General features: G+C 70.0%; 26 protein-coding genes. 22 read left to right on the forward strand and 4 right to left on the reverse strand.

Going from position 1 to position 26487, the window contains the following annotated elements:
• Positions 1-90 precede the first annotated feature (90 nt).
• Together ACZ3ZD_RS03475 and ACZ3ZD_RS03480 are read left to right on the forward strand one after the other, a co-directional pair.
• Positions 91-501 carry an ATP-binding protein gene (locus ACZ3ZD_RS03475; protein ID WP_467392968.1) on the forward strand — a complete coding sequence of 137 codons (411 nt, stop codon included), beginning with the start codon at positions 91-93 and terminating at the stop codon, positions 499-501.
• Positions 502-533: 32 nt separating this feature from the next.
• On the forward strand, positions 534-1418 hold the full coding sequence (locus tag ACZ3ZD_RS03480; protein WP_467392970.1) for an RpnC/YadD family protein: 885 nt from the start codon (positions 534-536) through the stop codon (positions 1416-1418).
• Positions 1419-2833: 1415 nt separating this feature from the next.
• Here the strand turns inward: ACZ3ZD_RS03480 and ACZ3ZD_RS03485 are convergent.
• Positions 2834-3643 (reverse strand): phospholipase A2, encoded by an 810-nt coding sequence (locus ACZ3ZD_RS03485; protein WP_467392972.1) that lies wholly within the window; start codon positions 3641-3643, stop codon positions 2834-2836.
• A gap of 1060 nt (positions 3644-4703) precedes the next feature.
• A complete protein-coding gene (locus tag ACZ3ZD_RS03490) occupies positions 4704-6431 on the reverse strand; it encodes a chitinase (protein ID WP_467392974.1) in 1728 nt (575 codons plus the stop codon).
• A gap of 349 nt (positions 6432-6780) precedes the next feature.
• Between ACZ3ZD_RS03490 and ACZ3ZD_RS03495 the strand changes: the two genes are divergently transcribed.
• From ACZ3ZD_RS03495 to ACZ3ZD_RS03560, 14 genes are all read left to right on the forward strand, one after another.
• Positions 6781-7620, forward strand: a complete 840-nt coding sequence (locus tag ACZ3ZD_RS03495; protein WP_467393303.1) for a hypothetical protein — start codon at positions 6781-6783, stop codon at positions 7618-7620.
• A 43-nt stretch (positions 7621-7663) separates the two neighbouring features.
• The gene (gene cpaB / locus ACZ3ZD_RS03500; protein ID WP_467392976.1) at positions 7664-8368 is read left to right on the forward strand and encodes a Flp pilus assembly protein CpaB; all 705 of its coding nucleotides are present in this window, start codon (positions 7664-7666) and stop codon (positions 8366-8368) included.
• 9 nt (positions 8369-8377) lie between these two features.
• Positions 8378-9616, forward strand: coding sequence for an AAA family ATPase (locus ACZ3ZD_RS03505; RefSeq protein WP_467392978.1), 1239 nt, complete (start codon positions 8378-8380; stop codon positions 9614-9616).
• A 109-nt stretch (positions 9617-9725) separates the two neighbouring features.
• On the forward strand, positions 9726-10055 hold the full coding sequence (locus ACZ3ZD_RS03510) for a pilus assembly protein (RefSeq protein WP_467393305.1): 330 nt from the start codon (positions 9726-9728) through the stop codon (positions 10053-10055).
• Position 10056: 1 nt separating this feature from the next.
• Complete coding sequence (locus ACZ3ZD_RS03515; RefSeq protein WP_467392980.1) at positions 10057-10416, forward strand: TadE/TadG family type IV pilus assembly protein; 360 nt, start codon at positions 10057-10059, stop codon at positions 10414-10416.
• 16 nt (positions 10417-10432) lie between these two features.
• Positions 10433-11770 (forward strand): CpaF family protein, encoded by a 1338-nt coding sequence (locus ACZ3ZD_RS03520; RefSeq protein ID WP_467392982.1) that lies wholly within the window; start codon positions 10433-10435, stop codon positions 11768-11770.
• Between the two features lie 11 nt (positions 11771-11781).
• A complete protein-coding gene (locus ACZ3ZD_RS03525) occupies positions 11782-12726 on the forward strand; it encodes a type II secretion system F family protein (RefSeq protein ID WP_467392984.1) in 945 nt (314 codons plus the stop codon).
• 13 nt (positions 12727-12739) lie between these two features.
• Complete coding sequence (locus ACZ3ZD_RS03530) at positions 12740-13627, forward strand: DUF5936 domain-containing protein (protein WP_467392986.1); 888 nt, start codon at positions 12740-12742, stop codon at positions 13625-13627.
• A 2-nt stretch (positions 13628-13629) separates the two neighbouring features.
• Positions 13630-14901, forward strand: coding sequence for a sensor histidine kinase (locus ACZ3ZD_RS03535; RefSeq protein WP_467392988.1), 1272 nt, complete (start codon positions 13630-13632; stop codon positions 14899-14901).
• A gap of 24 nt (positions 14902-14925) precedes the next feature.
• Positions 14926-15717 carry a response regulator gene (locus ACZ3ZD_RS03540; RefSeq protein ID WP_467392990.1) on the forward strand — a complete coding sequence of 264 codons (792 nt, stop codon included), beginning with the start codon at positions 14926-14928 and terminating at the stop codon, positions 15715-15717.
• 125 nt (positions 15718-15842) lie between these two features.
• Positions 15843-16028: a Flp family type IVb pilin gene (locus ACZ3ZD_RS03545; protein ID WP_366759441.1), complete on the forward strand. Its 186-nt coding sequence runs from the start codon at positions 15843-15845 to the stop codon at positions 16026-16028.
• Complete coding sequence (locus tag ACZ3ZD_RS03550; protein ID WP_467393307.1) at positions 16025-16630, forward strand: pilus assembly protein TadG-related protein; 606 nt, start codon at positions 16025-16027, stop codon at positions 16628-16630. The genes ACZ3ZD_RS03545 and ACZ3ZD_RS03550 overlap by 4 nt, the downstream gene beginning before the upstream one ends.
• A gap of 16 nt (positions 16631-16646) precedes the next feature.
• Positions 16647-17228, forward strand: coding sequence for a hypothetical protein (locus ACZ3ZD_RS03555; protein ID WP_467393309.1), 582 nt, complete (start codon positions 16647-16649; stop codon positions 17226-17228).
• A 7-nt stretch (positions 17229-17235) separates the two neighbouring features.
• On the forward strand, positions 17236-17865 hold the full coding sequence (locus tag ACZ3ZD_RS03560; RefSeq protein WP_467392994.1) for an OmpA family protein: 630 nt from the start codon (positions 17236-17238) through the stop codon (positions 17863-17865).
• Between the two features lie 14 nt (positions 17866-17879).
• Here the strand turns inward: ACZ3ZD_RS03560 and ACZ3ZD_RS03565 are convergent, their stop codons facing one another.
• Positions 17880-18275, reverse strand: coding sequence for a DUF192 domain-containing protein (locus ACZ3ZD_RS03565; RefSeq protein WP_467392996.1), 396 nt, complete (start codon positions 18273-18275; stop codon positions 17880-17882).
• 50 nt (positions 18276-18325) lie between these two features.
• Here ACZ3ZD_RS03565 and ACZ3ZD_RS03570 point away from each other — a divergent pair, with 50 nt between their 5' ends.
• The 6 genes from ACZ3ZD_RS03570 (at position 18326) to ACZ3ZD_RS03595 (ending at position 25926) form a co-directional block, all read left to right on the forward strand.
• Complete coding sequence (locus ACZ3ZD_RS03570; RefSeq protein WP_467393311.1) at positions 18326-19231, forward strand: LLM class flavin-dependent oxidoreductase; 906 nt, start codon at positions 18326-18328, stop codon at positions 19229-19231.
• A gap of 77 nt (positions 19232-19308) precedes the next feature.
• Entirely contained in the window at positions 19309-20127 is an 819-nt protein-coding gene (locus tag ACZ3ZD_RS03575; protein ID WP_467392998.1) for a class I SAM-dependent methyltransferase, read from the forward strand.
• Between the two features lie 714 nt (positions 20128-20841).
• Positions 20842-21615, forward strand: a complete 774-nt coding sequence (locus ACZ3ZD_RS03580) for an isoprenyl transferase (RefSeq protein ID WP_467393000.1) — start codon at positions 20842-20844, stop codon at positions 21613-21615.
• Between the two features lie 349 nt (positions 21616-21964).
• Entirely contained in the window at positions 21965-23290 is a 1326-nt protein-coding gene (locus ACZ3ZD_RS03585; protein ID WP_467393002.1) for a PhoH family protein, read from the forward strand.
• Positions 23291-23696: 406 nt separating this feature from the next.
• Positions 23697-24398 (forward strand): aggregation-promoting factor C-terminal-like domain-containing protein, encoded by a 702-nt coding sequence (locus ACZ3ZD_RS03590; protein WP_467393004.1) that lies wholly within the window; start codon positions 23697-23699, stop codon positions 24396-24398.
• Between the two features lie 151 nt (positions 24399-24549).
• Complete coding sequence (locus tag ACZ3ZD_RS03595) at positions 24550-25926, forward strand: AI-2E family transporter (RefSeq protein WP_467393006.1); 1377 nt, start codon at positions 24550-24552, stop codon at positions 25924-25926.
• A 24-nt stretch (positions 25927-25950) separates the two neighbouring features.
• On the opposite strand, the gene ACZ3ZD_RS03600 is transcribed toward ACZ3ZD_RS03595, so the two are convergent.
• Complete coding sequence (locus tag ACZ3ZD_RS03600; protein ID WP_467393008.1) at positions 25951-26484, reverse strand: alkyl hydroperoxide reductase; 534 nt, start codon at positions 26482-26484, stop codon at positions 25951-25953.
• Positions 26485-26487: the final 3 nt, after the last annotated feature.

Raw genomic sequence — 26487 nt, forward strand, 5'->3', positions numbered from 1 at the left:
CAGCGGAAGCGCACCGCATCGTCCTGCCAGGACGGCCGCGGCAATGCCACCGCGCGCGGAAACCCCCTCACCGACCGGAGTTGCCGAGTCATGCCCGAAATCGAACCCTGGGACTACACCCTCTACATCCCCAACGACCCCAGAGCCGTGACCGTCTGCCGTCGCACCCTGCGCGTGATCCTGACCCTGCACGGGTTGGCGGGACTGGTGGAAACGGCGGAACTCCTCGCCACCGAGCTGGTGTCGAACGCGGTACGGCACACCAAGGGGCCGGCCGCGCTGCGAGTACGGCGCTCCCCGGCGGGCCTGGTGTGGATCGGAGCGTGGGACACGGACCCCGCGCCACCGGAGCCGCCGGTGCCGTTGGGCCAGGTGCTGGAGTCGGAGGAGGGCCGGGGGCTGGGCCTGGTGACGGCGTGCGCGGAGTACTGGGGCTGGCAGCCGTCGGCGCGGTTCGGGGACCGGGGGAAGTACGTGTGGTGCGAACTTGTGGCGGCGTAGCTCGTTGATCACGGCGATGGAAAGGAGAGCTGATGGTCGGCTCGTCGCATGAGGCGTTGCACCGGATCTTCCAGAAGGATCCGACGCTGCTGACGAAGGCGTTACAGAAGGTGCTGCACGTGCCGTTCCCCGAACCCAGGGAGATCGCGGCACTGAACGTGGACCTGACCGAGATCGAACCGGTCGAGCGCCGGGTGGACACGCTGCTGCGGGCGGAGACGGACGAGGGTACGTATCTGCTGGTGGTGGAGTCGCAGGGCAAGGTGGACGACCGCAAGCGGGGCAACTGGCCGTACTACCTGTCGTACCTGTACGAGAAGTACCGGTGCGAGCCGGTGCTGATCGTGATCACGCAGAGCAGTGCGACGGCGAAGTGGGCCTCGCGTCCGATCCGGCTCGGCTTCCCGGGGTGGGAGTCGCTGACGGTGCGTCCGCTGGTGCTGGGGCCGGACAACGTGCCGGTGATCGCGGACGAGCGGCAGGCGGAGCGGGATGTCCCCCTTGCGGTGCTGTCGGCGATGACACACGGGCGTGGTCCGCAGGCTCCGGCCATACTGGAATCCCTGGCATCCGCCCTGCGGACCATCGACCCCGACAGTGCCGCGGTTTTCGTGCAGTTCGTCGACTCCTGCCTGGCCGACCCCCAGGCGAAGCAGATGTGGAGGGAATTGATGACGGCGATCCAGTACTTCTGGCGACACCCGCTGGCCGAGCAGGTACGGGAGGAGGGCCGGGAGCAAGGGCGGGCGGAGGCCAAGGCCGAGATGGTCCTCCGCGTCCTGGAGTGGCGCGGCGTTCCGGTGCCCGAGGACGTCCGGGAGCGGGTGCTGGCCTGCACGGACCTCGGTCAACTGGAGGTCTGGGCCCAGCGCGCCGTCCACGCGGCCGAGGCGACGGAGTTGTTCACCGAGGAGTGAGCGGGTGACCGTAGGGCCGCTCGCTTCTGGGGGCCAGTGTCGTGCTTCCGCGTTCCGCGTCAAGGGCGCTACGCGTCGCCTTCGGCGATGGGCCTCCGGCCCACCCTTGACCCGGCCCACTCCAGCACGGATCAGAAGCGAGCGAGCGACCCGGAACAGCGCTGGCCCAGCCCGGCACCGGGCCCTCGGGTGGGCCAAGTGCCCCTGTGGGAGAGGGTGCGCGGTCGCGCCTCGCATGGACGCCGGGTAGGTTCGGCGGCTTCCGGCCTGGTGTCGTGGACGTTGCGAACCAGAGTCGTGCTGTTGCCCGGAGGGTCAGGCCATCGATCACCGTCCAGATCTTCGATCGAGCGGCTGATGTCGACAAGGTTCGAGAACATGAGCTGCTCCACGGTGCACCCGATCAGACGTACAGGAGCCGGTCCTGCACGGACAGCGTCGCAGACGCTCGGATCACTACCTCGCCCCGGCGTGGGGGCGGCACAGAACCGGTGGTCGGCAATACGGGTGGTTGCGCCGGTGGAAGGCGTCCATCATCGCGGCGCGGGCCTGGTCTTTGGCCGCGATGTGCGCGACCGACCGCCTCCCTTGCTGGTGTTCGAACCGCTGGAGGACTTCGACAGCGCAAGGCCCGGACCAGGTGTCCGGGCCTTCTGGGATCCTTCTTCCCGGCCGCTGCTGTCCGGGTCCCGGCTTCCGGCCCTACGGGGTGAAGGAGCCGTACCCGCAGGACGAGACGCAAGCACCTGAGTCCTGTCACTGTCCCGCCCACCATGCCGAACTCACGCCGGAGGCAGTAGCGATGAGCAACCGCCAGACACCCGGGGCAACACCCGCGCCGATCGCCACTACGCTGAACATGCCTCCCTGGGCCGGGACGAGAGCCCACGGGGACGCTCCCAAGCAGAGAGCCGCAGGTCCGCCGAGCGTGAGGTGCTTACCGCCCCCCAGGCGGACGACGCCACGACAGCTGTCCGCTGCCCTCGGCTCCTCAAGGAAGCGGCATCGTGACGTGCGTTTCCTAGGACTTACGCTTCTGAATAAGGCTCGTGATGATGATGACAACACCTGCCGCTATTCCTACGTAAAACAGCAGTTGAAGCATACCGCCACCGATGTTTGGCCCTCCCCATTGATCGGGGAATGCATGACGCGCCCACAAGTTGACTGCCGCGCCGCACAGACTCGCGACGAGAATAGCCAAGCCAACTTTGAAGAGTCGGGACACTTCGATGCCTCCTAGGACACGGCAGGTAGATATCTTGCATGCCATACTGAGATCAGACCGGTCGGAAGATAGCAGCTTCCAGCCCGGCTGTCACATCCGATTCATTCCGACATTCTTCTCTGGCTGAGTCGGCTCGCGAACATCGGTGACGGAGTAGCTAACGCCTCGGAGAAACCGCGGCAGATGACTAGTGGTCGTCACCGAAAGCAGTCACGGCGTCATAGTACATTGCGGCAACATTCAGGCATTCGTAGCGCACAGGGTTCCACGAGCCGTAAGCATACTTGCAGTTTTGCATGAGGTTAAGGAAAAGGGAGGCGTCGCACGCCTTTTTGTGGTCTCCCTTCCTCTCATAGCACAGGTCATGACGGGCGCACGGCCCGCGGAAGTCGGCCTTGCCCCAAGTGTCGGGCGAGCTGGTGCAGTAGTCGTGCAGGCTGCCCTTTCTGGGGTTGTAGACATAATTGGACGGTACGGTGACCTTTCCGCTTGAGGCTGCGACGAGCCCGGCATCATCACCGTCAGATGCGGGCCCATCGGCAGTGACCGCAGAGTAGAGCGGACGGTTGAAGGTCACCGGGAATTTAGTACCGGCTGCGGGCTTGACCGTTTCGATAAGGTCCGAACCTTCAATGCGATAGCTCGCGGGGACTGGATGGTTGTCCGCATCGAGCGCCCAAGGGGCGTCATAGCCGCCGAGAACGTTGCCGGACTCGTCTATTACCACCACGTCACTCGTTACCTCGCCGCCGTTCGAGGTCTCTGCGGGCACGAGCTTCCCGTGTGCGGGCGTAACCGTGGTGAACCGGTACGTGGGCGATGCCGCGGCATCCTTGATGACAATGGTTTCCGGATCTCCGATCTGCGACGATATTCCGACGCCGCTTGGGTCGGACGTGGCGACGGTTCGGCCGGCGACGGCGTCGCTGTCATCCGCATGGGCGGGAATACTGGTGCACATGCCGATTGCCGCAGCGGCGATGAGGCCAGAAGCCATGGAACCGCACAAGCGAAACTTTCTCATATTTTTCCCGTCGGCTCAATCAATGTAATCGAGAAACCAAGGTGTGACGGAACCACATGTACCTCGATGAAGAGGCAGGACAACGGGAGATGCGACCCTGATACGAATCAGTAAAAGGCGCTAGAACGGCAAGTCGCAGATAGTATGCATCCCTCCCGGGAGCACGCATCCGACTGTGGGGCTCGCGCTGTAAACACGGTCCTGCGCGGTTTGGACACAGGCGCCTTCAGCTTGACTTGCTGTTCATCTTTCACCGTCGGGTCCACCGCCCTCGAGGCATGAAGGAAGCCACTTATTCTGGGCCACCGTTGCACGTCGAAAGCGGTCTTATCCGTGGACCGAGACACCGGCAGCAGTCAGCTGTGATCAGCCCTAAGCCGCCGTGGAATGAATGTATCGCTACGTCGCACGGGATATACAAGGCCCGCGCGATGACAAGACTGCGTCATCCGATTGTTCCCCCTTGGTATGGCAAGCAGTTCCTGGTCAGGGAACTGCACGTGCGCTTCGCCTGGCCCGTTTGCAGCCGAGCGGCGCACCCCCAGGAGCAATTGCTACATGCCTCCGGTGATCTTCGCAAGCTTGCGAGTCGCTCGGAGCACTCAACGAGCAGCATGCTGGAAGAGCCGGCCGCCCGGAAGGGAAGAGAACCAGGCGGAAAAAAGGTGCCAATCGGACACATCTACCCGCCTGCGGTGACTGAGTCTCAGCATGACCTCAAATCAAGCAATCGTTTAAAGAGATGGCAAAGCCGCCGTGGCGGTTGAGGGAGGCAGCGAGTAACTGCCCGACATGAGTACGCGTACTCATGTGTATCCGCTCCGGCGGCGCAATGCTGGAGGCATGTGGCGGCAGGGGGCCGCGCTTGCCCACCGAGAAACAGCAGAAACGAACCGAGCAGCCTCGCCCCCACACGGGCTGTTGCCGAGGGCAAAAGGGGTGCCGGAGCGACCGATCGGGTTCGGCCCTCGTCCGTGGACACGACAGCGCCCGGACCGAACGGCCCGGGCGCTGGGTGCAGGCAGGGATCAGGTCACGGCAGGGCGTGGACGTGGGCTCCCACCGGGGTCGACCAGGCGTTGCCCGAGGCCGCGTCCCAGTTGGTGGACCAGGTCATCGCGCCGCGCAGGGCAGGGTAGGTCTTCGAGGGCTTGAAGGTGCCGCAGTTGGTGCCGGCGGTGAGGCAGTCGAGGGCGTTGTCGACCACCGTGGGGGAGACGTAGCCGCTGCCCGCCGCGCGGGTGGAGGCCGGCAGGCCCAGGCCGACCTGGGACGGGGAGAGGCCGCCTTCCAGCTGGATGCAGGCGAGGGCGGTCAGGAAGTCGACCGTGCCCTGGCTGTAGACCTTGCCGTCGCAGCCCAGCATGGAACCGCTGTTGTAGTACTGCATGTTGACGACCGTGAGGATGTCCTTGATGTTCAGGGCCGTCTGGAAATAGGAGTTCGACGTCGACTGCATGTCGATCGTCTGCGGGGCCATCGTGATGATCAGGAACGAGCCGGCCTTCGCCGACAGGGCGCGCAGGGCCTGGGTCATGTACGTGGCGTTGAGTCCGTTCTCCAGGTCGATGTCGACGCCGTCGAAGCCGTAGGTCCGCATCAGGGAGTAGACGGAGTCGGCGAAGTTCGTCGCCGAGGCGGAGTCGCTGATCGACACCGTGCCGTTCTGGCCGCCGATCGAGATGACGACCTTCTTCCCGGCGGCCTGCTTGGCCCTGATGTCGGCCTTGAACTGGTCGACGGTGTAGCCGCCCAGGCCGGCGGAGTCGAGGTTGAAGGTCACGGCACCCGGCGTCGACGTGGCGTCCGCGAAGGCCACCGCGATGATGTCGTACGCGGACGGGACGTCGGCGAGCTTCTGCACGGTGGCGCCGTTGTCGAAGTTCTGCCAGTAGCCCGTCACCGCGTGCTTCGGCAGCGAACCGCCGCCGCCCCCGCCATCCCCGCCGCCGGTGGCCGCCGTCGTCGCCGTCACCGCCGCCGACTTCGCCGACTCGCCCGCCGCGTTGGTCGCCGTCACCTGCAAGGAGTACGACGTGGCGGCCGACAGACCGGTCACGGTCGCCGACGTGCCCGTGACCGCCGTGACCTTCGTGCCGTTCCGGTACACGTTGTAGCCCGTCGCGCCCGGGACCGCGGACCAGGACAGGGAGGCCGAGGAGGAGGTCGTACCGGTCACGGAGAGGCCGGCCGGGGCCGCGGGGACCGTGGGGGCCGGGTCGCTGCCTCCGCCGCCGTCGGGGCCGTAGACCGAGACGTCGTCGGCGTAGTAGGCCGCCTGGCCGTACCAGCCGTGGGTGTAGACGGTCACCGAGGTCGTGGAGGCGCCGGTGGTGAAGGTCGTCGACAGCTGCTTCCAGGACGTGGAGTCGGGGGTCCAGGTGGAGACGTCCGTGGTGCCCGTGCCGGTCACGCCGAGGTACGCGTAGCCGCCCTGCACCCACGCGCCGAGCGTGTACGTCGAGTTGGGCCTGACCGCCACCGACTGGGTGCACTGGGCGTTGTCCTGGCCGGCCGGGGTGGCCTTCAGGGCGGTGGCGCCGGTGTGCACCGGGGAGGAGACCGCCGTACCGCTGCCCGCTGTACACGTCCAGTTGGTCAGGCCGGACTCGAAGCCCGCGTTCCGTACGTTGTTGACGTCGGCCGCGGACGCGGGGGCGGCCGTGGCGAGGCCCGCGACGGAGAGGGCCAGGGCGCCGGCGGCGGACCACGCCGCGAGCCGTCGTCTGCGGGGTCGGGGTGGGGCTGGTGCGCGGTCCACGGGAGCCTCCGGTGGGGAGAGAAAGGGGAGGAGGAGGGAGGGGCGGGGAAGCAGCCTTCGCTCCGTGAGGGTCAAAGTTGGTCCAGACCAATCGGCCTGTCAAGAGGTCCAGACCGGAATCGCCGTGGACGGCTCGCTCAACCTGTCCGGATTTGGCGGGACTTGCGACCGGAGCGTTCCGCACCGGCTTCACAAACGCTGTTCTCCGGCCATACGCCGGTGGTTACAGTGCTCAGGTAGTCACGCAATGAAGTCGTCCTGGCGCACGGGAGTCACCCCGGCGGTCCGGACGGGTGTGAAGAGCGGGGAGCTGCGCGTGCCAACTGCCATTGCCGTGACCAGTGCCGACATGGCGCTGCCGGCACAGGACGAGCGGACCATGCCCGCCGTCGTGCTGACCGGCCTCGACCGCAGGCCCCTGAGCGAATCCCTCGCCGAACTCCAGGCTCTCATCGAGCAGTACGGCCATGTGGTCGCCGTCTGCTCCGAGGCCACCCCGGAACCGGTCGTACGGCGGCTGTATACCCTGCGCTCGCTGCTGGAGAGCGACCGCGTCGCCCTGTTCCGGCCCGCGCTGCCGCCGCTCGGCGTCGCCGTCCTGGCCCGGCAGTTACGCCAGCTCGCCTCCTGCGACCTCGGCCCGGGCGTGCTCGCCTCCGCCGGACGGCTGCTCACCCACTACATCCACGCCGGCGCCGTCCTCGGCTCCGTCGCCAGGCTGGACCGGCTCCCGGTCGGCCTGAAGGCGCACGCCAGGTCCTGGGTGCCCGGCAGCCAGTTCGCCGTGCTCGCCCACCCCGAGCCCCAGATGGTCAGGGTCGGTCCCGACGCCACCCTGAAGGGACCCGAGTTCGGTACCTGGATGCTGGTCGCCAAGGGGCAGTTGCAGAGCGACTGGGCCGCCGGGCTCGGCACCCGGTGGGGCGTCCACGGGCTGCGCGAGACCGCGTTGCCCGCCGAGTCCCCGGTGTGGTGGGGGACCGGCCGGCTGATCGAGTTCTGCGGCTACCTCGCCGACCTGTCCGTCCTCTACCAACTGGTCACCTCCGTACGGCAGACCAGCTGCCACTGGTGCGGCATCGACGTCATCGGCGACCGCTGCGTCTTCTGCTCCGCCACCCCGCCCCCGCCCGGGCCGCCACCCCGCGCCCTGGAGTCGCGGACTCCCGCCCGGCCCGCGCGAACCTGACCCGTCCCGCTCGACCGATCCCCCCGATGAGGTTGCACGGTCCATGAACTCCCGTCAGCGCCGCGGCGTGATACTGCTGATCCTGTCGGTCCTGTGCGCGCTGGGCGCGTTCGCCGGCGTGCTCTCCGTCATCCATGACGTGAACTCCAAGGTCGGGCCCGAGGTCACCGCCTACCGGGTCAGGTCCGAGGTGAAGCCGTACACCGCGCTGACCGCCGACCAGTTCGAGAAGGTCTCGATGCCGAAGCGCTGGCTGTCCGGCAACGCCGTCACCGACCTGCGGCAGCTCAGCGGCAAGATCGCCGTGACCACCCTGCACCCCGGCTCGCTGCTGCAGACCGACATGATCGTGGACCGGCCCGCCCTCCAGCCCGGCCAGCAGGAGGTCGCCATCATGATCGACGCGGCGACCGGTGTGGCCGGGAAGATCACACCGGGCTCGCGCGTGAACGTCTATGCCACGTTCGAGGGGAAGAAGGAGGGCGACCCCGACCAGTCGAAGATCATCGTGACCAACGCCCGGGTCATCGACGTCGGCCGGATCACCGCCCTCGAACCCGACCGCGACAAGAACCAGCAGGCCACCGACGCCGTCCCCATCACCTTCGCGCTGTCCACCCTCGACGCCCAGCGCGTCACCTATGCCGAGTCCTTCGCCCAGCGCGTCCGGCTCGCGCTCGTGGCCCCCGGCAGCGAGACCAGCGTCCCCGACAAGGACCGCACCTACGAACTCGTGACGGACAAGTGAGAGGCGGCCATGCCCACCAGGATCCTCCCGGCCGGCTCGGACCCGGACGCCGTCCGCTCCCTGACCACCCTGCTCAGCCAGCTCCCCGACGCCGAGCCGCAACCCCCGGTCACCGACTCCACCCAGCTGGTCGACACCCTCGCCCGGCTCGCCGCCGAATCGGTCGAGGAACTCCCGGAAGTCGTCGTCGTCCACGAACGCATCGGCCCGGTACCGGCCCTGGAACTGATCCGCGAGGTCGCCCTGCGCTTCCCGGCCGTCGGCGTCATCCTCGTCACCACCGACGCGAGCCCCGGCCTGTTCGCCGCCGCCATGGACTCCGGCGCCCGCGGCCTGGTCGCGCTCCCGCTGTCGTACGACGAACTCGCCGGCCGCGTCCAGGCCGTCGCCCAGTGGTCCACCGGCGTACGACGGCACCTCGGGCACGGCGCCGAGACGCTCGCCGGAGCCGGCGGCACCGTCGTCACGGTCAGCGGCGCCAAGGGAGGCGTGGGCGCCACCCTCACCGCCGTCCAGCTGGCCCTCGCCGCCCAGGCCTCCGGCCGCGCCACCGCCCTGGTCGACCTCGACCTCCAGACCGGCGACATCGCCTCCTACCTGGACATCCAGTTCCGCCGCTCGGTGGCCGACCTGGCCGCCATCACCGACATCTCGCCCCGCGTCCTCGCCGACGCCGTCTTCCGCCACGACACCGGCCTGGCCCTGCTGCTCGCGCCCGGCGAAGGCGAACGCGGCGAGGAGGTCACCGACCGCGCCGCCCGCCAGATCGTCAGCGCGCTGCGCTCCCGCTACGAGGTGGTCGTGGTGGACTGCGGGGCCCAACTGAGCGGCGCCGGAGCCGCCGTGGTCGAGATGGCCGACATCGCGCTGCTGGTCACCACCCCGGACGTCATCGCCGTACGCGGCGCCAAACGGACCGTACGGATGTGGGACCGGCTGCAGATCCGCAAGGCCGAGGAGACCACGGTCGTCGTCAACCGGAACTCGCGCGCCACGGAGATCCAGCCCGCGCTGGTGCAGCGCATCACCGGCACCGCGCTGGCGCGTACGGCCGTACCCGCCAACTACAAGGAGCTGCAGGGGGTCGTGGACGCCGGCCGGCTCCACGAACTGGACGCCAGGAGCACGGTGAAGCAGGCGCTGTGGGCGCTCGCGGGGGAGCTGGGGCTGGTACGGGCGGCGGAGGAGACCGGCTCCCACCGGGGCGGGGGCCGGGCGGCGGCGGGCTTCCGGCGGCGGAAGGAGTGAGCGTGCGATGAGACGGCAGGATGGCCGGGACGGGAACGGCCCCGCTCCGCTCGATCGCGGAACCGGATCGGAGGGCGATCGCGGTCAGGTCAGCGTCGAACTGCTCGGGATGACGCCGGTGATCGTGCTGACGCTGGTCCTGGTGTGGCAGGCCGTGCTCGTGGGGTACGCCTTCACGCTCGCGGGGAATGCTGCGGACGAGGGAGTACGGGCGGGCACGGCCGTACCGCCGGGGGAGCGGTTCGCGGTGTGCGAGCAGGCGGCGCTGAAGCATCTGTCGGGGGCGTGGCGAGGGGGTGCCCACGTGGACCAGTGCGAGGGGAGCGGCTATGTGACGGCCGACGTGGCCGTCAAGGTCCCCGTCCTCTTCCCCGGGTTCGTCGACTTTCCCGTCACCGTGCACGGCCACGCCGGCGCCGTCGAGGAGGCGAAGCGCTGAGATGCCGTACCGCCGTCGACGCGACCGGGGCCAAGTGGCCATCGAGTACCTGGGGTTCATCCCCGTCCTGCTGATCGTCGGCCTGGCCGGCATCCAGATCGGAGCCGTCGCCTACGCCGCCGAGCAGGCCGGTACGGCGGCCCGGGCCGGGGCGCGGGCGGCGTCGCTGGGGCAGGACCCCGGGGCGGCGTGCGCGCGGGCGGTCAGCGGCGCGCTCACGGTGTCCTGCGGGGAGGGCGGCGGTGGCGACGACTCGGTCACCGTCACCGCCCGCGTCACCATCCCCACCATCCTGTGGACGTTCGGCGACGCCACCAAGTCCGCCACCATGCCCCGCGACCACATGCCCCGCGACCACTGAGAGGAGGTGCCCGTCCATGAGCCTGCGGGCACGCATCAGCACTCCGGAGGAGCACGGCAGCCGGGGCGAGGACGGACACCTGGTCGCCTCCTACCGGGCCAAGCTGCTGGAGGAGATCGACCTCGCGGAGATGAGTTCGCTGGCCGCCGCCGAGCGCCGGGCCCGGCTGGAGCGGGTGCTCGGGCACATCATCAGCCGCGAGGGCCCGGTCCTGTCGACGGCCGAGCGGTCCCAGCTGATCCGCCGGGTCGTCGACGAGGCGCTGGGCCTCGGCATCCTCGAACCCCTCCTGGAGGACGCGTCGATCACCGAGATCATGGTGAACGGACCCGACGCGATCTTCGTGGAGCGCGGCGGCCGGGTGGAGCAACTGCCCCTGCGGTTCGTCTCCGCCGACCAGCTGATGCAGACCATCGAGCGGATCGTGTCGACCGTCAACCGCCGCGTGGACGAGTCCAACCCGATGGTGGACGCCCGGCTCCCCTCCGGCGAACGGGTCAACGTCATCATCCCGCCACTGTCCCTGACCGGCCCGATCCTCACCATCCGCCGCTTCCCGCGCTCCTTCACCCTCCAGGAGCTGATCGGCTTCGGTTCGCTGGACGAGCACATGGTGTACCTGCTGGCGGGACTGGTGCAGGCCAAGTTCAACATCATCGTCTCCGGCGCGACCGGCACCGGCAAGACGACCCTCCTCAACGCCCTCTCCGGGCTCATCCCGCCCCACGAGCGCATCATCACCATCGAGGACTCCGCCGAACTCCAGCTCCAGCAGACGCACGTGGTCCGCCTGGAGTCCCGGCCGCCGAACGTGGAGGGCAAGGGCCAGGTCACCATCCGCGACCTGGTGCGCAACTCCCTGCGGATGCGGCCCGACCGGATCGTGGTCGGCGAGGTCCGCGGCGGCGAGTCCCTCGACATGCTCCAGGCCATGTCCACCGGTCACGACGGCTCCCTGGCCACCGTGCACGCCAACAGCGCCGAGGACGCGCTCACCCGGCTCCAGACCCTCGCCTCCATGTCCGACGTCGAGGTCCCCTTCGTCGCCCTGCACGACCAGATCAACAGCGCCGTCGACGTCATCGTCCAGCTCACCCGGTTCGCCGACGGCGCCCGCCGCATCACCGAGATCGCCCTGCTCGACAGCCACGGCGGGGAGCCGTACCGGCTGGCGACCGCCGCTCGGTTCGAGGCCAGGCCCATGACCGCCGACGGCCGGGTCTACGGCACCTTCCGCTACTTCCCGCTGCCCCGCCGTGCCGCCGACCGCCTCCACATGGCCGGCCAGCCCCTCCCGCAGGCCTTCGGCGTCGCCCGCACCGCCGATCAGCTAGCCACCCGAGAAGCCAGGTAGGACCCCCGACCATGGAACTGCACACCCTCGTCCAGCTCACCACCGGCGTGACGCTGCTGGCCTGCGTCCTGGCGGTGGCCGGCGTGCACGCCTACGCCTCCGGGCGGGCCCGGCGGGCCGCCCTCGTGGACCGGCTCGCGCTCACCGGCCCGCCCTCCGCGACCGGCCGCCGGCGCCACTTCCAGGACCTCGACCGGCGGCTGCGCCGCACCCGTCCGGGCCGCCGGCTGGAGCGGCGCCTCGCGGCCACCGGACTGGACGTCACACCCGGCGAGTTCTTCGCCGCGATGCTCGCCACGGTCGCCGCGCTCTGGCTGATCGGACAGGCCGCCCTGGCGCCCTTCTTCGGCCCCCTCGCCGGGCTCCTCGCCATCGGGGCGGCGTGGCAGTTCCTCAACTGGCAGCGCCAGAAACGCATCGAACGCTTCATCGGCCAACTCCCCGAACTGGCCCGCATCCTGGCCAACGCCACCCAGGCCGGACTCGCCCTGCGCACCGCGATCGGCATGGCCGCGGAGGAACTGGAGGCCCCCGCCGGCGAGGAACTCGCCAAGGTCGCCGACCAGCTGGCCGTCGGCCACTCCCTGGACGACGCGCTCGGCGAACTCGCCGACCGCCTCCCCTCCCGCGAACTCGTCGTCCTGGTCACCACGCTGGTCCTGTCGAACCGGGCGGGCGGCCAGGTCGTCTCGGCGCTGCGCAACCTGACCGAGACCCTGGAGGAGCGCAAGGAGACCCGGCGCGAGATCCGCACCCAGCTCTCCCAGGTGACCATGACCTCGTACGCCGTGCCCGTCCTCGGTGTCGGCGCGTTGTTCCTGATGAACGGCGTCAAGGACGGCGCCCTCGACCGCATGACCGGCTCACCGGTCGGCCAGGCCTGCGTGATCATCGCGTTCGCCATGTACACCGTCGGCTTCGTCCTCATCCGCCGCATGAGCCGGATCGACGTGTGAGGGAGGTGACCCGATGGCATTCCTGCTCGCCCTGCTGACGGGCCTCGGCGTCTGGGGCGCCTTCCACGGCATCCGCATGTACCGCGCCGACGCCCGGCTCCCCGACGACCTCGCCGTCGCCCTGGAGGTCGGCGCCACCCGCACCGGCGCCGTCGGCTCGGTCGTCGACCGCATCGGCATGCGCTACGCCCCGGCCGTGCTGCGCCTGATGGGCCCGCGCCTGGTCGCCCGGTACCGCCGCCGGATCGACCTCGCGGGCAACCCGGGCGGCCTGACCATCGACCGCTACGCGGCCCGCCGCGCGGTCTACGGCGCCCTGGGCGCCGTCGGCTTCCTGGTCTTCCTGCTCCGCGGCCAGTGGTTCGTGGCCCTGCTGCTGCTCCTGTTCGGCGCGTTCTGGACCGAGGTCGGCATCTGGTCGGCGATCCGGGTCCGCAAGGACGTCATCGAACGCACCCTGCCCGACTTCCTCGACGTCCTGGCCGTGGTGGTCAGCGCGGGCCTCGGCTTCCGCCAGGCCCTGGACCGGGTCGCCGCCCGCTACGAGGGCCCGTGGGCCGACGAACTGCGCATCACCCTGCGCCAGATGGACCTCGGCATGAGCCGCCGCCAGGCCTTCGCGGAGCTGCGGCGGCGCAACGACTCCGAACAGGTCGCGATGTTCGTGACGGCCCTCCAGCAGGGCGAGGAACTGGGCGCGCCGATCGTGGACACCCTGGTCTCCCTGGCCCGGGACATGCGCCGCACCGACGCCCAGAACGCCCGCCGCAAGGCCGCGCGCGCGGTACCCAAGGCCACGCTGATGATCACCACGTTCATGGTGCCGGCGACGATGCTCCTGCTGGGCGCGGGCCTGCTGCTGGGGTCCGGCGTGGACTTCGGGTCGCTGACGGGGGAGTGAGGGTGAGCGGGGTGACGGACGTACGGGAGGACGCGACCGCCCCTCCCGCCGAGCCCTCCGAGAAGCTCCAGATCCGGGCCCTGCAGGCGATGTGCCGCCAGGTCTTCGGTTTCCGCCTGGCGATGATCGTACTGTCGGCCCCCGCGGCTCTGCTGAACGCCGCCCCCGGCCTCGGCGTCCGCCTGGTCGGCGCGGCCGTGGTCGTCACCTTCATGGTGTCCTACGTCCTCTTCCGCGACTGGGAACGCTTCGGCCCCCTCCTCCTGCGCCACCCCAGCCTGCTGGCCGCCGACACCCTCTTCGGCTCCTTCCTGCTGATCTCGGCGGGCCCGGACACCACCCTCGCCTACGTCAGCGTGTGCACCCCGCTCCTGGCCGGACTGGTCTACAGCTGGCGCGGCGCCGCCTGCTTCGCCTCGCTCCAGTCCCTGATCCTCCTGCTGGTCCACGCCACCCTGAAGGCCGGCCGGCACGCGCCGGTGGCCGAGTCCCTGCTGCTGCCCGGCCTGTGCGTGATCGCCGGGGCCATGGGCTCGACCCTGCGCAACCTGATGCTCCGCTTCGGCGCGGCGACCCAGGCCCTGACAACGGTGCAGGCCCGCCTCGCGGCGGCGGAGGCGGTGAGCGCGGAACGCGCCCGGCTGGCCCGCGAGATGCACGACTCCGTGGCCAAGACCCTGTACGGCGTGGCCCTGGTGGCGGACGGCCTGGCCGCCACGGCCGCCGCCGAGGCCCCCGACCCGGTCCGGGTCCGGGAGCAGGCCGAACTGGTCTCCCGCTCGGCGCGCAGGGCGGCGGCGGAGTCCCGGGAACTGCTGACGGACCTACGGCGGGACGAGCCGGACGCACGGGGAAGGACCACGTTCTGGCAGGAACTGTCCGACCGGGCGACGGACTTCACCAGCCGCACCGGTCTCGGCGTGAACGTGACCTTCCCCGCGCTCTCCGCCCTCCCCCCACTGCCGGCCCCCGTGGCCCGCCACGTCCTCGCCATAGCCACCGAGGCGCTGGAGAACGCCCACCGGCACGCGTCCGCGTCCCGCGTGGACGTACGGGCGGTGGTGGAAGGCGACCTGCTGTGCCTGACGATCCACGACGACGGCACCGGCCTGCCACCCGGAACGAGTCTCGAAAAACTCCGCGACTCCGGTCACTTCGGCCTGCTCGGCATGGTGGAGCGGGCCGCGCAGGCCGGGGCCCGGATCCGCGTCGGCAAGGGCACGCACGAACGGGGCACGGAGGTACGCCTGGACATCCCCCTGCCGCCCCTGTGATCCCCGAACCCCGAGAGGAGGACCATGCACCCACCACGGCCGACCCACTCACCCACACCCCACGGCACCGCCCCCGGGCCCGGCTTCTCCCCGCCCACCCCGGATGCCGCGCCCCTGCGACTGCTGGTCGCCGACGACAACCCCGTGGTCCGCGCCGGCCTGACGGCCCTGCTCTCCGGCCACCCGGACACCGAGGTGGTGGCGCAGGCACGGGACGGCCGAGAGGCGTACGAGGCGGCGGTTCGTCACCGGCCGGACGTCATCCTCCTCGACGTCCGGATGCCCGGGGTCGACGGAATCTCCGCGTTGCCCCACCTGGTGGGGCTGGCCCCCGTCATGATGCTCACCTACAGCCACGAGACGGAGACCGTGCGGGAGGCGCTGCGGCTGGGGGCAGGGGGGTATCTGGTGCACGGCGAGTTCACGACGGAGCAGCTGGTACGGGCGGTACGCGATGTCCGGGAGGGACGGCCCCATGTGACACCGGGGGCGACGAGGGCGTTGCTGGCGGACCTGCGAGGCGATGCACCTGCACAGGCGCCCGTTGAACCTCCCTTGTTTGCAGTAGATTTGACCCCTCCCACTCTTTCGCATGTGCAACTGCCTGTGGGACAGTCGTTCCGGTCACGGTTCCGGCTGAGTACGAGGGAGGCGGAGATCATGGACCTCATCGCGTCCGGCATGACCAACCAGCAGATCGCCGCCGCCTGCTTCATCAGCGAGAAGACGGTCAAGAACCACATCAACCGCATCTTCGCCAAGCTCCACACCGCGACGAGGTCCCAGGCGACGGCGAAGTGGCTGGGGGTGGCCTGAGATGCGCGACCGGCGAAGCGGGACGCCCGGCGAATGGGCCTGGGGTTGGGCCCTTGGGCCCTCCGACGCGCACCGGACCGGGCTCTACGTTGCCGGAGTCCTGAGCGAAGCCGGAGGGGAGCGTCATGAACGACTGGATGCTGAAGTTCATGGTGGCGATGCAGCGCCGCACCGACGACAGGGGGCAGACCGCGGTCGAGTACCTCGGGATCATCGCGGTGGTGGTGGCGATCGTGCTGGCGATCACCGGTACGGACATCGGGCAGACCATCCTGGACAAGATCAAGGAGAAGATCACCGAAATCACCTGAGGCGCCGGCACGGCGATACAGGGCAGGCCTTCCCCATCTACATCACGGTGGTGGCGGGCCTGCTCTTTCTTGCGCTCGCCTATCTCGCGGTGGGTCAGGCCGCGGTGAACCGAGGCGGTGCTCAGACGGCCGCTGACGCGGCGGTACTGGCCGCGGCTCAGAACGGGCGGGACCAGCTCGCGGCCGCTTGGGTGGCCGACCTGCTCGACCCGGCCAAGTGGCAGGACGTGTTCGAGGGCAAGGTTCCCGTGACCGACCCCTGCAGCCGTGCGGAGCAACTCGCGGCGCAGAACGACGCCACGCTGAATGACTGCAACTGGCAGCTTCTTCAATACACGGCTGACGTGCAAGCGAACCACTCAGTGGGGGATTCCATAGTCCCGGGGACAGAGGACGTCCACTCCACGGCTTCTGCCACGGCCGTGATCGAACCGCGCTGTACGTTCGACCTTCCCGGCAAGGCCACTGGTGCTGACGAGCTGCCCCAACTCACCTGTGACGGCAAGCCCTGGAAGCTGGATCCGCATGACCAAGCGACTCTTCCCGCGCCCGAAGACCTCTTCGACGTGCACCTGGCCGACCGACAAGCGAACCACGAGTGAAAAGGGAAGCGGAGCGATGAGCATTCGGTTCACTGCGAAGGCCCGCAGGGGAATGGTCGCATGGACACTTGCGGCCGGCGTGGCCGTGGGTGCGACTGGTTGCGGCAGTGGTGGCGATGACGCCAAGAAGCCGGAATCCTCGGCCTCGACTTCCAAGAGCAGCGGATCCGATGCCAGTCCGCAGGAAGGACAGTCCGGTGATCCGCTGGCCGAACTCAAGGGCCCGGGCGGGCTGCTCCTCCAGATCACTTCCGCCGAGCGGGATTCCGGGGGCTTCGTCACGGTGAACGGCAGCCTGAAGAACGACGGCGGCAGCACAGCTGTCATCCCGTCCAACCTCAGCGGCAACGAGACCGAGATCATCAAGAACGGCAGCTCGCTCGGCGGCGCCACTCTGATCGATCCGAAGGGGAAGAAGCGCTACTACGTCCTACGGGACACGGACGGACGGCCACTCACCACGACAGGGCTCCCTGCTCTGAAATCCGGCGAAACCCTGCCCGTCTTCATGCAGTTCCCCTCGCCACCCACCACCACGAGCGAGGTCGAGTTCCAGTTGCCTGGTTTCCCCTCGGCCCCCATCAAGATCACCGGATGAGGCCCACGTGACCCCCACCCCCCGTCTCCTCGTCACCGGTGCCGTTCTGCTGATCGCCGTGCAGTTGCCCGCCGCCGGCGCCCGCGCCGTCGCCGACGGTGGCGGGCCCAGTGAGCCCCCCGGTACGGAACCCTCCGCCGCCGCCCCGGTGAAGATCGACCCCACGGATCCGGATCTGAAGCTTCCGGAGGGGGCCACGCTGGCCGCGGCCAAGGTGCTGGACATCAAGTCGGTCGTGGAGGACCAGAGCGGGGACGAGCGCCGTGAGGACACCAACGCCGACGTGACCTTCGCACTCCAGGCCGAGGTGCTGTTCGGCAAGGACAGCGCCCGGATCGGCGCACAGGCCAAGTCCCGCATCGCCGTCATCGCCGACGAGATCAGGAAGCAGAACGCGACCCAGGTCCGCGTCTTCGGCTTCACCGACAACCTCGGCTCCTCCGCCCACGGCGACATCCTCTCCAAGGCGCGCGCCAACGCCGTACAGGCCGTACTCGACCAGGATTTGAACAGCCCGGAGATCACCTTCGACGTCCGCGGCTACGGCGAGCAGTACCCGATCGCCGACAACTCCACCGAGGAGGGCCGGCGGAAGAACCGCCGGGTGGAGGTGACGTTCCCGCGCACCCAGCAGTGACCGCACCGACGCTTCTACCCGTCGTCGCCCCCGTCGCCCCCGTCGACCTCGACGGAGACCTGGACTCCCACGCCCAGCCCCCACCTCGCCATGGACCCCGCCTCCGCCTCCAGGACGTGGCGCGAGCGGAGGCGGGGCCGGCCGAGGCGGCCCGGGGCGAGGGTGTGGAGGGCGATGACGGTGAGGGACCGGTCGAGGTAGGCGACGTCGATCGGGATGCGCATGCCGAACGTGTGCACCCCGCTCGCCGGCGACAACAGCATCGCCCCGTCGACCGAATCCCGGCCGAGGAGGCCCTTGCTGCGGGCCCGGTAGGAGGCCGAGATCTCCAGCGGGACCACGGTGTCCGGCGCCGCTGCGGAGTCCGCGCGTACGATCAGCCGCCCCCGCCCGTCCCGCCAGCGCCCCATGTCCTGCCCTCCGCTTCCGTGGCCGTCAACTCGTGGCGTCGGTAAATGCGTTGCCCGCTTCCGTCCTCCCCACTAGGAAGGGCGTTATGACAGGACTCGGTGTCGTATTCCGTCCCCAGCTTCCTCCCGAGCGGCTGCGGGCCGTCGCGCGGGAGGCGGACGCCGCGGGGCTCGAAGAGCTGTGGCTGTGGGAGGACTGCTTCCTGGAGGGCGGGGTGTCCACGGCCGCCGCCGCGCTCGCCTGGACCGAGCGGCTGCGGGTCGGCGTCGGGCTGCTGCCGGTGCCGCTCAGGAACGTCGCCGTGACCGCCATGGAGGCCGCCTCGCTGGAGCGGATGTTCCCCGGCCGGGCCATGCTGACCCTGGGGCACGGGGTGCAGGACTGGATGGGGCAGGTCGGCGCCCGTGCCGCCTCACCGCTCGGCCTGCTCGGCGAACACCTCGACGCCCTGCGCGCCCTGCTGCGCGGCGAGCGCCTCACCGTGCGCGGGCGGTACGTCCGGTTGGACGACGTCGCCCTCGACTGGCCCCCGGACCACCCGGTCGACATCCTCGCGGGCGGCACCGGACCCCGTACGCTCCGGCTCTCCGGCGAGAAGGCCGACGGCACCCTCCTCACCGCCGCGACCTCCGTGGACGGCGTACGGCGGGCCCGCAAGCTCGTGGAGGAGGGCCGCCGCTCGGCCGGTCGTGACGGGGCGCACCGGGTCGTCGTCTATCTCCTGGCCGCCACGGGCGCCGGCGCCGGCACCCGACTGCGCGCGGAACTCGCGGCCGAGGGGCTGGAGTCGGCGGACGTCGGCGTCGCCGGGGACGCGGCCACGGTGGCCGAGGCGGTAAGGCGGCTGGCGGAGGCCGGCGCCGACACCGTCGTCCTGCAGCCGACGGCGGACGAACCCGACCCGGAGGGCTTCGTACGCTTCACCGCGGAGGAGGTACGGCCCCTGGTGCCCTGAGAAGGGGGACGGCGCCCGCCGGTCGGGCCCGGGAAAACCGGCGGCATCCGCCGCGGCTCCGCTGCGAGCATGGTCGTATGACCGTGGACCGTACCGACCGTACCTTCGAGGACCTCGTGGCCGAGGGCGCTGCCGTGCCGACCGAGGGGTGGGACTTCTCGTGGTTCGAGGGGCGGGCCGTCGAGGCGCGTCCGTCGTGGGGGTACGCCCGGTCCGCGGCGGGGCGGCTGGCCGGTGCCGGGGCCGTGCTCGACATCCAGACCGGCGGCGGGGAGGTGCTGGACTTCGTGCTGGGCCGGGCGGAACCGGCCCGGCCGGCGCTGGTGGCGGCGACCGAGGGATGGCCGGCGAACGTGGCGAAGGCCACCGCGCTGCTGCGGCCCCGCGGGGTCGTGGTGGTCGCCGCCCCGGACGACGCGCCGCTGCCGTTCGCGGACGGGGCGTTCGACCTGGTGCTCAGCCGGCATCCGGTGCGCCCGCACTGGGCCGAGATCGCCCGGGTGCTGCGGCCCGGCGGCACCTACTTCGCCCAGCACGTGGGGCCGGCCAGCGTCTTCGAGCTGGTCGAGCACTTCCTCGGGCCGCAGCCGCCGGAGGTGCGCGGCGCCCGGGATCCGGAGCGGGAGCGGGCCGACGCCGAGGCGGCGGGCCTGGAGGTGGCCGCGCTGCGGGCGGAACGGCTGCGGGTGGAGTTCCACGACATCGCCGCCGTCGTCCACTTCCTGCGCAAGGTGGTGTGGATGGTCCCGGGCTTCACGGCCGAGGCGTACGAGCCGCAGCTGCGGGCGCTGCACGAGCGGATCGAGAAGGAGGGGCCGTTCGTCGCCCACAGCGCCCGGCACCTCTTCGACGTACGCAAGCCGGAACCCGGGCCCGCACGCGGGCCGGAACGCTGACCAGATGGGGGAAGTCGGCGGAAATTCACCGGGGGTTCGTGCACGGTTTCCACATTGTTATCGACCGTGGTTTCACATCAGCCTCACCGGTCACGTAAGTTCAGACCAAGGTAATTCGCGTGAGCAAAGCTGCGCGGGCGGTACCGCGCAGTGGAGGGGGCTGCGCGGTGCCGTGAAGCCTGGTGATCTTCCCGGATGGCGTAGCGGAACCGTCAAGTCCACCGTTCGCTGACGGCGTCGCCCGTCGGGGGGATGAGGGGCAACTCGCCGATGTACGCCAAGACGGCCTAATCCTTGCGAATCATTGCCATCCGGGCGAATTCGCCTGTGATTCCGCTGTGAATCGCCGCTCGAAGGCCCTTGAATCCTACCTTCCGCGGCCACCGGGGCGTTGCCGGGTGATTCCGGAGAGTAGTTGTGGCACGCCGATGCACCCACCATCCCTTACGAAGGGTTATGGTGGAAACCCCCCCTCGGGCCGGTCCGTCTCCCCCCCACGGACCGGCCCGTTTTTTGTGGCCCACGACCGGACACGGCGACCGCCAGGGGCGCGGTCCGCATCCGGCCCACCGCTCGGCCCGCGTGCGTGCGCCCCGCCACCCCCCGCCCCCAAGCCCCCCGCCCCCCAAGCCCCGCGCCCGAACCAACTCCCGAACAGCGGTAGGCTCAACGGCTCCGGCACCCCTACCCCGCGCCCAACCCCCGGAGGGTCACGTGAACCTGCGCGACAAGCTGCGCGGCCTGCTCGTCAGGCTCTACGCACGCCGGGTGGAAGGCCACCTGGACCACGCTCAGGTGCCCAAGCACATCGGCGTCATCATGGACGGCAACCGGCGCTGGGCGAAGGCGTCCGGTTCCACCACCGTCCACGGGCACCGGGCCGGTGCCGAGAAGATCGAGGAGTTCCTCGGCTGGTGCAGCGAGACCGACGTCGAGGTCGTCACCCTGTGGCTGCTGTCCACCGACAACTTCGACCGGCCGCAGGACGAGCTGGTCCCCCTGCTCGGCATCATCGAGGACGTCGTCCGCACCCTCGCCGCCGACGGCCGCTGGCGGGTGCACCACGTCGGCACGCCCGACCTGCTGCCCGCGCAGATGCAGACGACACTGAAGGAGGCCCAGGAGGCCACCGCCCACATCGACGGGATAACCGTCAACGTGGCCATCGGCTACGGCGGCCGGCAGGAGATCGCCGACGCCGTGCGCTCCATGCTGCTCGACGCGCACGACAAGGGCGTGTCGATGGAGACCCTCGCCGAGTCCGTCGACATCGACATGATCGGCCGTCACCTCTACACCGGCGCCCAGCCCGACCCGGACCTGGTGATCCGCACCAGCGGCGAACAGCGGCTGTCCGGATTCATGCTCTGGCAGACCGCTCACTCGGAGTACTACTTCTGCGAGGTCTTCTGGCCGGCGTTCCGGAAGGTCGACTTCCTGCGCGCGATGCGCGACTACGCCGCACGTCACCGCCGCTACGGCGGCTGACCCGCCCCGCCCCGCCCCGTCGCCGCCCGGTGACGGGGCGTCGTCGTTTACCCCGCTTGGCGGAGGTGTAACGAGGAGTTCACCGGCGCGCTGTTGGCCGCATTTGCATGGCGGCGCGTGTTCGAGGGCATAAGGCAGACAGGTCGACACCCGAACCACGGGCGTCGGATCTCAGCGGGCGGCACGGGGCCGTCCGCCCGGGAGGCCCTTTGCACCAGCCCGACTGTGCGGTGACGGCACGGAAGCAGCAGCGGAGGGCCGGTTCGCGGCCCGCCGTGCGCGGGGGCCAGGCACCGGTCCAGGATCACTTCGTCGCTCCCCGACCTCATCCGAGGGGGTACGTCCTTCCGTGGTGACCAGCACAAAGCGCCATCTGCCAGACCGGCGCACGTATGTTCTCGACACCAGCGTCCTGCTGGCCGACCCGAACGCCCTGTCCCGCTTCGACGAGCACGAGGTCGTGCTCCCCATCGTGGTGGTCACGGAGCTGGAGGCCAAGCGGCACCATCCCGAACTCGGCTACTTCGCCCGGCAGGCCCTGCGCCTGCTGGACGACTACCGGGTCCGGCACGGCCGTCTCGACGCCCCCATCCCGATCGGGGACCTCGGCGGCACGATCCGTGTCGAGCTCAACCACTCGGACCCCAGCGTGCTGCCCACCGGCTACCGCCTGGGGGACAACGACTCCCGCATCCTCGCGGTGGCCCGCAACCTGCAGGCCGAGGGGTTCGACGTCACCGTCGTGTCGAAGGACCTGCCGCTCAGGATCAAGGCGTCCTCGGTCGGCCTCCTCGCCGAGGAGTACCGGGCCGAACTCGCCATCACGGAGAACTCCGGCTGGACGGGGATGACCGAACTCACCCTGCCGGGCGAGCAGGTGGACCTCCTCTTCGAGGAAGGACACGTGTACGTCCCGGAGGCGGCCGAGCTCCCCGTGCACACCGGGCTCACCCTCCAGTCCGAGCGCGGCAAGGCGCTCGGCCGGGTCACCGCCGAGGGCAACGTCCGGCTGGTGCGCGGCGACCGGGAGGTGTTCGGCATCAAGGGCCGCAGCGCCGAGCAGCGCATCGCGCTCGACCTGCTGCTCGACCCGGACATCGGCATCGTCTCGATGGGCGGCCGGGCCGGCACCGGCAAGTCGGCGCTGGCGCTGTGCGCGGGCCTGGAGGCGGTCCTGGAGCGCCGCCAGCACCAGAAGGTGATGGTCTTCCGGCCGCTGTACGCGGTCGGCGGGCAGGAGCTGGGCTATCTGCCGGGCACCGAGGCGGAGAAGATGAGCCCGTGGGCGCAGGCCGTCTTCGACACGCTCTCGGCGGTCACCAGCCGCGAGGTCATCGAGGAGGTCACCGCGCGCGGGATGCTGGAGGTGCTGCCGCTCACTCACATCCGCGGGCGCTCGCTGCACGACGCGTTCGTGATCGTGGACGAGGCGCAGTCCCTGGAGAAGAACGTGCTGCTGACCGTTCTCTCCCGGATCGGCGCCAACTCGCGGGTCGTTCTGACCCATGACGTGGCACAGCGGGACAATCTGCGCGTCGGCCGGTACGACGGCGTGGTCGCCGTCGTGGAGAAGCTGAAGGGGCACCCCCTCTTCGCGCACGTCACGCTGACGCGGTCCGAGAGGTCCCAGATCGCCGCCCTGGTGACCGAAATGCTGGAGGACGGCCACATCTGACCCATCCGGCAGCGAGCTGACGGCGGTTGGCGCCGTCCGGCAAAGGCAAGGAGCCTAGCCGGGCGGCGCCTTCGTGCGTGCGGCTTTCCTGAAATCACCGGGGGCAAACGGGATGTGAGCTTTCACACGCAACACGGAATTGCCACGCGGCGCCGGGTTACGGCAGAGTCTCGTTCCTGTCAGGCCCCGCATACGACACAGTTGTACCCCCAGCGGTACGGCACCACGGAAACACCACAACTCCACAGCGTCGTCGTATGCCGCCCGAGCACCACGCGGCGCTCCCTTCCGGGGAGTTGCCCACCGGGCCCGCGCCTCCCGTGACCCCGCAGTTGGGAGGCCAGTGTCAGGGGCACGATTGCGTCCGCCAGGGTCACCGAAGCGGGCGATGCTGGAAGGAAACCGTGTGAGCCGGATTTCGGTCCGGGGATTCGCAGTGGCCTCGGCCACCGCGGTCACCGCTGTCGGAAGCGTCGTCGGCGTTGCCTCGGGCAGCACCGCGCAGGCCAACGACGCCGAGGCGACGGCAGCCGACACCACGCTCCTCGCGGACATACCCGCGGGTCAGCAGGTGCAGGTGCAGGCCGCCTCCCTGACGCAGCAGGCCGATGCCCAGGCCATCGCCGCGGACGTGAGCGCCAAGAAGGACGCCGAGGAAGCCGCCCGCAAGGCGGCCGCCGAGACCGCGATCGCCAAGAAGGAGGCCGCCGAGAAGGAGGCCGCCAAGCTGGCGAAGGAGCGCGTCGAGGCGAAGGCCGCGGCGAGCCGTGGCACCGACGTCCGCGACTCCTCCAGCTTCCCCACCCAGAGCAGCTACTCCGTCGCGCAGATCCAGGCGATGGCGCGGCAGATGGTGGGCGGCGGCCAGTTCCAGTGCTTCAGCAACATCGTGGACCACGAGTCCAGCTGGAACTACCACGCGGTGAACGCCTCCTCCGGTGCCTACGGCCTCTTCCAGGCCCTGCCCGGCTCCAAGATGGCCTCCGCCGGCGCCGACTGGCAGACCAACCCGGCCACGCAGATCAAGTGGGGCCTCAACTACATGAACAGCCGCTACGGCAGCCCGTGCGAGGCCTGGTCCTTCTGGCAGGCCAACCACTGGTACTAGGAGTCCCGCCGGATCCGGTCGGCCCTTCTCGACTCGGCGCAGCCCCTCCCCGTCCTCAGGGGAGGGGCTTTCGCACTGTACGGTCGTATCCGAACGGCTCCCGGGGGGAGTGGTGGCGAGCGCCCGGGGACGCGGGGAAAGAGGACGGATCATGTCGCGAGTGCCAGGCTGGCTCGGCCGGCTGGGAGCCGGTCTCACCGAGATGAGCGAGCGCCTGGACGAGCGCCGCGCAGAGGTGGAGAAGGAGCACACCGACCGCACCGACCGCTTCGACGACTTCGCCGACACGGACTACGGCGGTGAACCGGACCACGCCGAGCCCGGCGGGCCCGGTGAGGCGTCGGCGTCCGCCGGCGCGGCCGTCGACGCCGTACCGGCCGCCCGCCGGCCCGTGCCGCGCTCCGGCCGTCGCCCCGACCCGGCGGAGGCCGTGCCCTGGGGGGTGCGGGTCGCCGCCGAGGCCGGCTGGCGGCTGCTGGTGCTGGCCGGCACCGTCTGGGTGCTGATGCGGGTCATCAGCGCCGTCCAGCTGGTGGTGTTCGCCTTCGTCATCGCGCTGCTGGTGACCGCGCTGCTCCAGCCGACGGTCGCCCGGCTCACCCGGCGCGGGGTGCCGCGCGGACCGGCCACCGCGCTCACCGCCATCTCCGGCTTCGTCGTCATCGGCCTGATGGGCTGGTTCGTGACCTGGCAGGTCATGGAGAACATCGACACGCTCTCCAGCCAGATCCAGTCCGGCATCGACGACCTGCGCGACTGGCTGCTGAAGAGTCCCTTCCACGTCACCGACAAGCAGATCAACCAGATCGCCACGAACCTCCGCGAGGCGATCGGCGCCAACACCGACCAGATCACCTCCGCGGGCCTGGAGGGCGTCCAGGTCATCATCGAGGCGCTCACCGGCATCCTGCTGGTGTTCTTCTCCACGCTCTTCCTGCTGTACGACGGCAAGCGGATCTGGGAGTGGTTCCTGAGGCTGGTGCCCTCCGCCGCCCGCCCGGGTGTGGCCGGCGCCGGCCCGCGCGCCTGGCGCACCCTGACCGCCTACGTCCGCGGCACGGTGCTGGTCGCCCTCATCGACGCCATCTTCATCGGCATCGGCATCTACTTCCTGGATGTGCCGATGGCCGTACCGCTGGCCGTCTTCATCTTCCTGTTCTCGTTCATCCCGCTGGTCGGCGCGGTCGCCTCCGGCGCGCTCGCGGTGATCGTGGCCCTGGTCACGCAGGGTGTCTTCACCGCCGTGATGACCCTCGTCGTGGTCCTCGCGGTCCAGCAGATCGAGGGGCACGTGCTGCAGCCGTTCATCCTCGGCCGCGCGGTCCGCGTCCATCCGCTCGCGGTCGTGCTGACCGTGGCCGCCGGCGGCATGGTGGCCGGCATCGGCGGCGCGGTGGTGGCCGTACCGCTGGTGGCGGTGACGAACACGGTGGTCGGGTATCTGCGGCAGTACTCGCGGGAGGTGCAGCGGCACGGCTCGGCCGAGGCGCTGGAGGAGAACGTGGAAGACCCCGCCCACCAGGGGTGAGCGGGGTCCTCGACAGCGGCGGGCCTACTCGGCCAGGACCGCCTCGGCGTCCAGCGTGACGCCGACCGCCTGCACCACGGAAGCGATCTTGAACGCCTCCTGAACGGTCTCGCGCTCCACGCCGGCCTTGCGCAGCACCTGCTCGTGCGAGTCCAGGCACATGCCGCAGCCGTTGATCGCGGAGACCGCGAACGACCACAGCTCGAAGTCGACCTTCTCCACGCCCGGGTTGCCGATGACGTTCATCCGCAGGCCCGCGCGCAGGGTGCCGTACTCGTGGTCGGACAGCAGGTGCCGGGTGCGGTAGAAGACGTTGTTCATCGCCATGATGGCGGCGGCCGACTTGGCGGCCGTGTACGCCTCCGGCGAGAGGTTCGCCTTCGCCTCCGGCTCCAGCTCACGCAGCACGATCGGGGAACGGGAGGCGATGGCGGTCGCCAGCACCGTGCCCCACAGCTGCTGCGCCGGCAGCTCCGAGTTGCCGATGACCGAGCCCAGGTTGAGCTTCAGGTCCTTGGCGTAGTCCGGGATACGGGACTTCAGCGAGTCGAGCGACACGGG

It is taken from the genome of Streptomyces sp. NPDC023481 (assembly GCF_055560195.1).